This window comes from Paraburkholderia sp. Ac-20342 (assembly GCF_017104985.1).
Classification (GTDB): Bacteria; Pseudomonadota; Gammaproteobacteria; order Burkholderiales; family Burkholderiaceae; genus Paraburkholderia.
This window is the reverse complement of record NZ_JAAGPQ010000166.1, coordinates 1-6111: the sequence shown is the minus strand read 5'-3', so window position 1 is coordinate 6111 and position 6111 is coordinate 1. Positions and strand designations below refer to the sequence as shown.

3 protein-coding genes are annotated in these 6111 nt (G+C 65.5%); all 3 read right to left on the bottom strand.

Going from position 1 to position 6111, the window contains the following annotated elements; translation table 11 throughout:
- Nucleotides 1–35: 35 nt before the first annotated feature.
- On the bottom strand, nucleotides 36–1046 hold the full coding sequence (tagF, locus tag G3N58_RS33095; protein ID WP_167284890.1) for a type VI secretion system-associated protein TagF: 1011 nt from the start codon (nucleotides 1044–1046) through the stop codon (nucleotides 36–38).
- Entirely contained in the window at nucleotides 1043–4879 is a 3837-nt protein-coding gene (tssM, locus tag G3N58_RS33090; RefSeq protein ID WP_206001295.1) for a type VI secretion system membrane subunit TssM, read from the bottom strand. The genes tagF and tssM overlap by 4 nt, the downstream gene beginning before the upstream one ends.
- Before the next feature lie 265 nt (nucleotides 4880–5144).
- Nucleotides 5145–6002 (bottom strand): M15 family metallopeptidase, encoded by an 858-nt coding sequence (locus tag G3N58_RS33085; protein ID WP_167050105.1) that lies wholly within the window; start codon nucleotides 6000–6002, stop codon nucleotides 5145–5147.
- Nucleotides 6003–6111: the final 109 nt, after the last annotated feature.

Here is a 6111-nt window from a genome sequence, read left to right as displayed (position 1 = left end):
CCGTGGCCCGTAGCGTGCGCGCGGGCTGCGCGCGCTTATGCGCGACGCGCATGGCCGGCCTCCCCAACGAACGCTTCGCGGAACGTGTCGATCGCCAGCCGCAGCGACAGTTGCGGCTGATCGAGGTAGCTGACGAGTTTGCTGATGCCATGGTCGCTTTGTGCGTGATCGTCGACCCACTCGGGATCGTCGATATCGATGTTGTGAGCGGAGTAGGTTTGCGGATCGACCACGCTGTGCAGGGTCTTGGCCGAGGCGCCGTTGAAGCCGACGATGAGCCGCTCGCGCTGCGCGATCGTGCCGATGAAGATCGCGAGTTCGAAGTCGGCCTTCGAGACGAACGGCGCGATCAGCTCCAGCCAGAACGCGGCGACGAGGCTGCGGTAGAACGGGTCGGTCGGCAGCGGCAGCGTGAGGCCGCGCTCCAGATGCGACGAGCCGCTCGTCATCACGGGCCGCAGCAGCGAGCCGAGCGCGAGCATCGCGCCGCGCAGGCGCACCGGGTGGCCGCTCGCGAGCAGCATCCGTTCGAGGCCTTCGAGCGTCTGGTGCTCGACGAAGTCGTTGAAGGTGCCGTCGTGCGGGTTGCCCGTGCCGCCCACGTCCACCGGCACCTGGGTTTCGCCGAGCGCCTGCAGCGCGCCGGCCGGTTCATTCGCGCCGAGCAGCGGCTGCATCTGCTGGGCGGCGCGCGACCACAGCCGCGCGAACGCGAGCGGGCTGCGCGCGAGGAAGGCGAGCGGCTGCTCGACTTCGAGCGCTGTGGCGGCGAGAAACGGAAAGCGCCGCGACGACTGATCGTGGCTCGCCACCATGTGCCCCGCGATCGCGAGCTTGCTCTGCGAGCCGAGAAACGCGAAATGCATCGGCTGGGCGTCGCCGTAAACGATCTTCCAGCGCGGATCGTCGGCGAGCAGTTCCATGGCCTGGGCGATCCAGCGGTCCAGCGTCTGCAGCAACTGCGGATTGTGCGCACTTTTGACGAAGTCGCCGCGCGACGGAATCTTGCCGAAGTACGCGATCTGCGCCTGAACGGACTGCGTCATTGCGCGGTTCCTCCTGTCTGGTTGGGCGTCGTCGCCACGGTGGCGGGTGCCGCGCCGGTGCCGCTGCTCGTAGCCGCGGCCGGGTTGGCCGCGCCGGTGCTGGCGATCGACGAGGGCAACTGCACGCCGCTCAGGCCTTGCTGTTGCGGCGCGCTGGCGCTCGCGGCGGTGGGCTGCGAGCTGCTGACGATGCGCATGCTGACCGACACCGTTACGCTGCCTTGCGTCCACGTGAGGTCGAACGTGCCGTCCGGATGACGCGTGCGTTGCGCCGAGTTGATGAGCTTCTCGAGACCGTAGCGGCCCGGCTCGTTGACGAGCTGGATCGTGCGGCCGTCGAACGTGGTGGCCGACAGCGAGGCGCCCGGCGTGCCTTGCGGATTGGGCCACACGAAGTTGCTCCACTGCGGCGGCGTGTTGCGGTAGCGCATCTGCTGGCCGTCGATGGCGATCGTGTACTCGGTCGTGCCGCTCGATGGCTGCGGCAGGATCTGGAACACGGTCTGCGGCTCGCTCGCGCCGCCTGCGCCCGCGCCTGCCGCGCCGCCCGAGAGCGGCGCCACCCAGCGCGCGAAGCCGCTGGTGAAGTCGGGCGTGAGCGCGAGGCCCATGTCGCCCCAGGTCCGCGCCGAGAGCGTGTCGCCGCGGCGCACGGCGAGCGGCCCGAGCGTCGTGCCGACGAACTTCGAGATCGCGCCGTCCGGCCCGAACATCTGGGCGATTTCGCTGGCGCCGGCCTCGACCTTCGCGGTGCCCGAGAACGGATACTTGTTGGCGAGCGAAGCCTGGAACGGCTGGTACACCTGCGCGTTCCACACCTTGTTGACTTCCACGCTCGCCGGCTGGATCACGACCGCATAGGCCTGCATGAGCGGGCGCACGAGCAGCGGGCGCAGCGTTTTGCGCTGCGTGTCGGTCAGGCCCGTGAGCATCTGTTCGTCGACGAACTTCAGCGAATCGGCGAGTTCGGAGCCGTTGCCGTCGAGCGTTTGCTGCATCAGCTGACGCGCGCCCGGACCCGGGTCGCCCTGGTTCTTGATGAGGTTCAGCCGCGTGCGCACCTTCGAGAGCGTGTCCATGTAGCCGCCGAGCAGCGACGCGTTGTCGTGCGTGACGACCATGCGGCCGAGCCCCGCGAACGCCTGGCCGATCGGGCCCATCGACGGTTCGACCGGATTGCCGTTGAGGTCGAGGTTGGCCGTGACCGGGCTGCGCGAGAACCACTGCTTGACCCAGCCCATCACGCCGCTTTCCGCGTGCTTGATGCTCACGTGCACGAGCGAGGGGTTGTCCCAGGAGGTCTGGTCGTAGGCGGTTTCGAGGATCTTGCGGATCGGCGAGTCCTGCGGGTCGCCGAGGCGGTTCATCGCGTCGACGGCCTGACCGAACGTGCCGAAGTCCTGCACGGCGATGCCCTGCATGAACTTCTGCCAGTTCTCCGCATATTCGGTCTTGTACATCGCGACGAGCGCCTTCTGGATCTGCTCGGGGCTGCCTTCGAGCGTGAGATCGTCCTGCGCCGAGGTGTTGAGCACCCAGTCCTTCGCCTGCAGCTCCTTCGTCGCGGCGTCGCGGATCGCGGGCTGCACGTACTGGAACCACGCCTCGCGCGTGAAGGTGCCGGAAATTGCGTAGCTGCCCGCGATCAGCGAAGTGTTGGTGTCGCCGACGATGCGCGCGACCGTCATCGGCGCGAAGCGCGTCGAGGCGCGCGCCTTGATCTCCTCGTAGACGCGCTGGCGGGCCGGCATGCCGCGCACCACGTGGCGCAGGTCTTCGCGCGTCTGGTCGACGAGCGCGAGGTTCGCGTCGATCATCGGCCAGTCGTCGTCGGAGACGCGCGAGAGGTAGAACGTAATCATGCGCTCGGCGCTCTTGATCATCTCGTCGCGCGGCATGTTGCCGCGATTCGTTTCGAGCCAGCCGCGCCAGAAGCGCGCGATCTGGTCGCTCAGGTGCGCCGCTTCGACGTGGCGCTTGTCGGAGAGCATCAGGTAGGTCTTGAGCGCGTTGTAGGCGTCTTCGACGCTGGTGGGCGAGGCGTCGCTATAGAGGCCGCCCTGGTTCGCGGCCGCCATCGCCGCGTGCGCCGAGACGGGCGTCGCGCCCGCATCGGGCGCGTGCGAGAGCGGCGCCAGCAGTTCGGGGTGCGCGTCGACGTCCTTGAGGAACGAGGCGAGATTCTGCGAGACGGGCGTGAGCATGATCTGCTTCACGCCGCTGTAGTACTCCTGCAGCAGATGCTGTTCGAGCCGGTCGCCCTGATAGAGGCCGAGCGAGACCGCGAGCGGCCGGTCGCGGCGGAACTGTTCGAGTTGCTCGATGCGGTCTTCGAGAATGTCCATCGCCTGCAGGCGCGATTGCAGGTCGTTGCGGTTCTGCTGGAGGCGCTCGACGTTGTCGAGATCGGCCTGCACGTTCGCCACGAGCTGCTGGTTGCCGATGGCCGACCACGTCCAGCCGCCGAGCGCGAGCGCGAGCACCGCGACGAAACCGAAGAACGTGCCATAGCGCAGGCGCGTCTTGGCAGGGCTCGCGAATTGCCGCACCGTTTGCCGGTCCGCGAAGATCACCTTCGAGAACAGGTCGCGCAGGAAGAAGCCGTTCTTCGAGAACGCGCTGTGCGGCTTGGGCAGATCGTCCGTGGCAAGCGCGAAGCGGTTCGCGATGCGCTGCGCGGCGGCGCTGTTCGTCTCGCCTTCCTGCAGCGCGCTGGTGAAATAGAAGCCGCGGAAGATCGGCTTGTACTGGAACGGGTTGTTCTCGAACAGCGTGGCGAGGAACGCGCGCAGCGCCGGCTTGATCGCCGAGAATTCGAGCGGGAAGCTCAGTTGCCCCGGCGCAAGCTGCTTGCCGCGGCTGATCGACATCTGCGCGATGCTGATTTCCTTGAGGCCGTCGTAAAGCTCCTCGAAGCGCTCGTCGAACAGCGCGACGATGTCGCGCTTCTCGTCGGGCTCGTAGGGCAGCGTCGCGCCCCACACTCGGTCGTATTCCTGGCGGTCGTTGCCGCTGAAGAACTCGGTGAAGCCGGTGATCAGGTCGGCCTTCGTGAACATCACGTAGACGGGCGCGAACACTTCGAGCTTCTCGGTCAGTTCCTGCACGCGCTGGCGCAGGTTCTTCGCGAGGTTGATCGCGAACTCGGGGCGGTTGCCCGTCAGCTCGGCGATGCTCGCGGTGACGATGATGCCGTTGATCGGCGCTTTCGGACGGTAGCGCTTGAGCAGACCGAGGAAGCCGAGCCATTCGCTGCGGTCTTCCTCGTGGACCGAGTAGCGGCCCGCCGTGTCGAGCAGGATGCCTTCCGTCGTGAAGAACCAGTCGCAGTTGCGCGTGCCGCCGATGCCGTGCACCACGGCGTTGTGCTTGTCGGCGAACGGGAACTGCAGGCCCGAGTTCAGCACGGCACTGCTCTTGCCGGCCGCCGGGTTGCCGATGACGATGTACCACGGCAGCTGATAGAGCGCCGAGCCGCCGGAAAGCTGACCGATCTTCGAGGTCTTGATGGTCTTCACGGCGTCGACGAGCCGGGTGCGCAGCACATCCAGATCCGCCTGCCCGGTGGGCCCGGCGGGGGCGGCCGGGCCGTTCTCGGTCTGCGCCTGCTGTTCGAGCATGTCGCCGAGCTTGCGGTTCGCGCGGCGCACGCGCATGCGCTGCCAGAGCCAGAACAGAAGCCGGATCACGAGCAGCGCGCCGAGCACGACGGCGACCCACACGAGGTCGATCTGTAGTGCGTCGGCGGCGATGATCAGCACGGCAGCGAGCGCGATCACGCCGATGATGGAGAGCGTGCACTTGTGAGTCAACACGTTGAGGAGGCGTTGCATAAGCCGGTCAGGTCCTGGTGCCTTGGGTGCTGTTTGTCGTGGTGTGCGGGGGCGTCACGTGCGCTGCGCGCTCGGGCAAAGCCGGCCGTGGCAGCCGGGACGCATGGGGGGATTCATGTTCGGCCGGGGCGGGAAGCGGATGGCGCGGCGCCCGATGCGGCGCCGCCAGAGGTGTTGTCGCCGTGATGGGCGGCAAGGTCGGTTTTGTCACCGAGCGGAATGAATGAACGCCCCATAAAACTCCCCATTTATTTCCTGTCGCGCCTCATTTGACATTTGCCGGCGCGCGACCCAGTACGAAGCCGGGTTTGTGATATTCGACGTGGCCCAGATCCATCAATTTCCAACGGCCGCCCCAGGTCAGTCCTACCTGTTCGGCCACCTGGCCATATAACTGATAGCCCCGCATCGCCCAGGGGTCTTTTTCTGAAATGACGAGCTTGCCGTCGCGCAGAAATGCGTTGTCGGCCGCCAGTCCGTATTGGTGATAGCTTTGGAAGGCCGCCGCATTAGTCACATTGCCGCCCATTTGCGCAAGCCGGTTTTGCCGCTCGGGGCTGCGGTAACCTTCCAGCAATGCCATTTCATAACCGTATTGCTCGCGCATGATTTTATAGACGAGCAATAGGCGCGTGCGAAAATCGGCATCCAGCAGATTCCAGTCGCGGCTCGCATCGTGCAGCTCGGGCCGTACCTGCTCGACCTCCTTCGTGGTAAAGGCCTCGGGAGGCAGCGGTGGCGGCGGAATCAGCTGCTCGCCGTTCAGCAGGGCAGCGATTTTTTCGTCCGGTACCCGGGGTGTGTCATCGTATTGAAATAGCTGATGGCCGCGCAATGCAATTGCAATCAGCGGCGGCGTCGCAAGAATACATGCGGTAATGAAAATCGGCAAGCGCCGCCTGATAAGTATATTTTTCAGGCCGGTCATTCGCGAATGGGAAAAACTTGCCGATCTAAAAAGGTGGCTGCGCGCGTGAGTCGCGCTTGTCGACGCGCGACGAATAATTACGCTATGCAATTCGAATAGCGTGCTGAAAACCGTCGCACGCACGGCCGGCAATAGCAATAGCGCGGCGAGCGGCACGGCAATGGCGAAATAGACGACGAGAGCAATGGCGACCAAAAGCGAACCCGCGTGGTGGTAATTGTTTTTTGTAAAGCTTGATTTTAGAATCAGCGCTGCCCGAAGCTGGGCCGCCTCGTATTATTGCGGTGAAACAGGCCCGATTCAA

Excerpts from the sequence above, each read along its gene's own strand:
- tagF (WP_167284890.1), bottom strand. The coding sequence starts at position 1,046 with ATGACGCAGTCCGTTCAGGCGCAGATCGCGTACTTCGGCAAGATTCCG.
- tssM (WP_206001295.1), bottom strand. The coding sequence starts at position 4,879 with ATGCAACGCCTCCTCAACGTGTTGACTCACAAGTGCACGCTCTCCATC.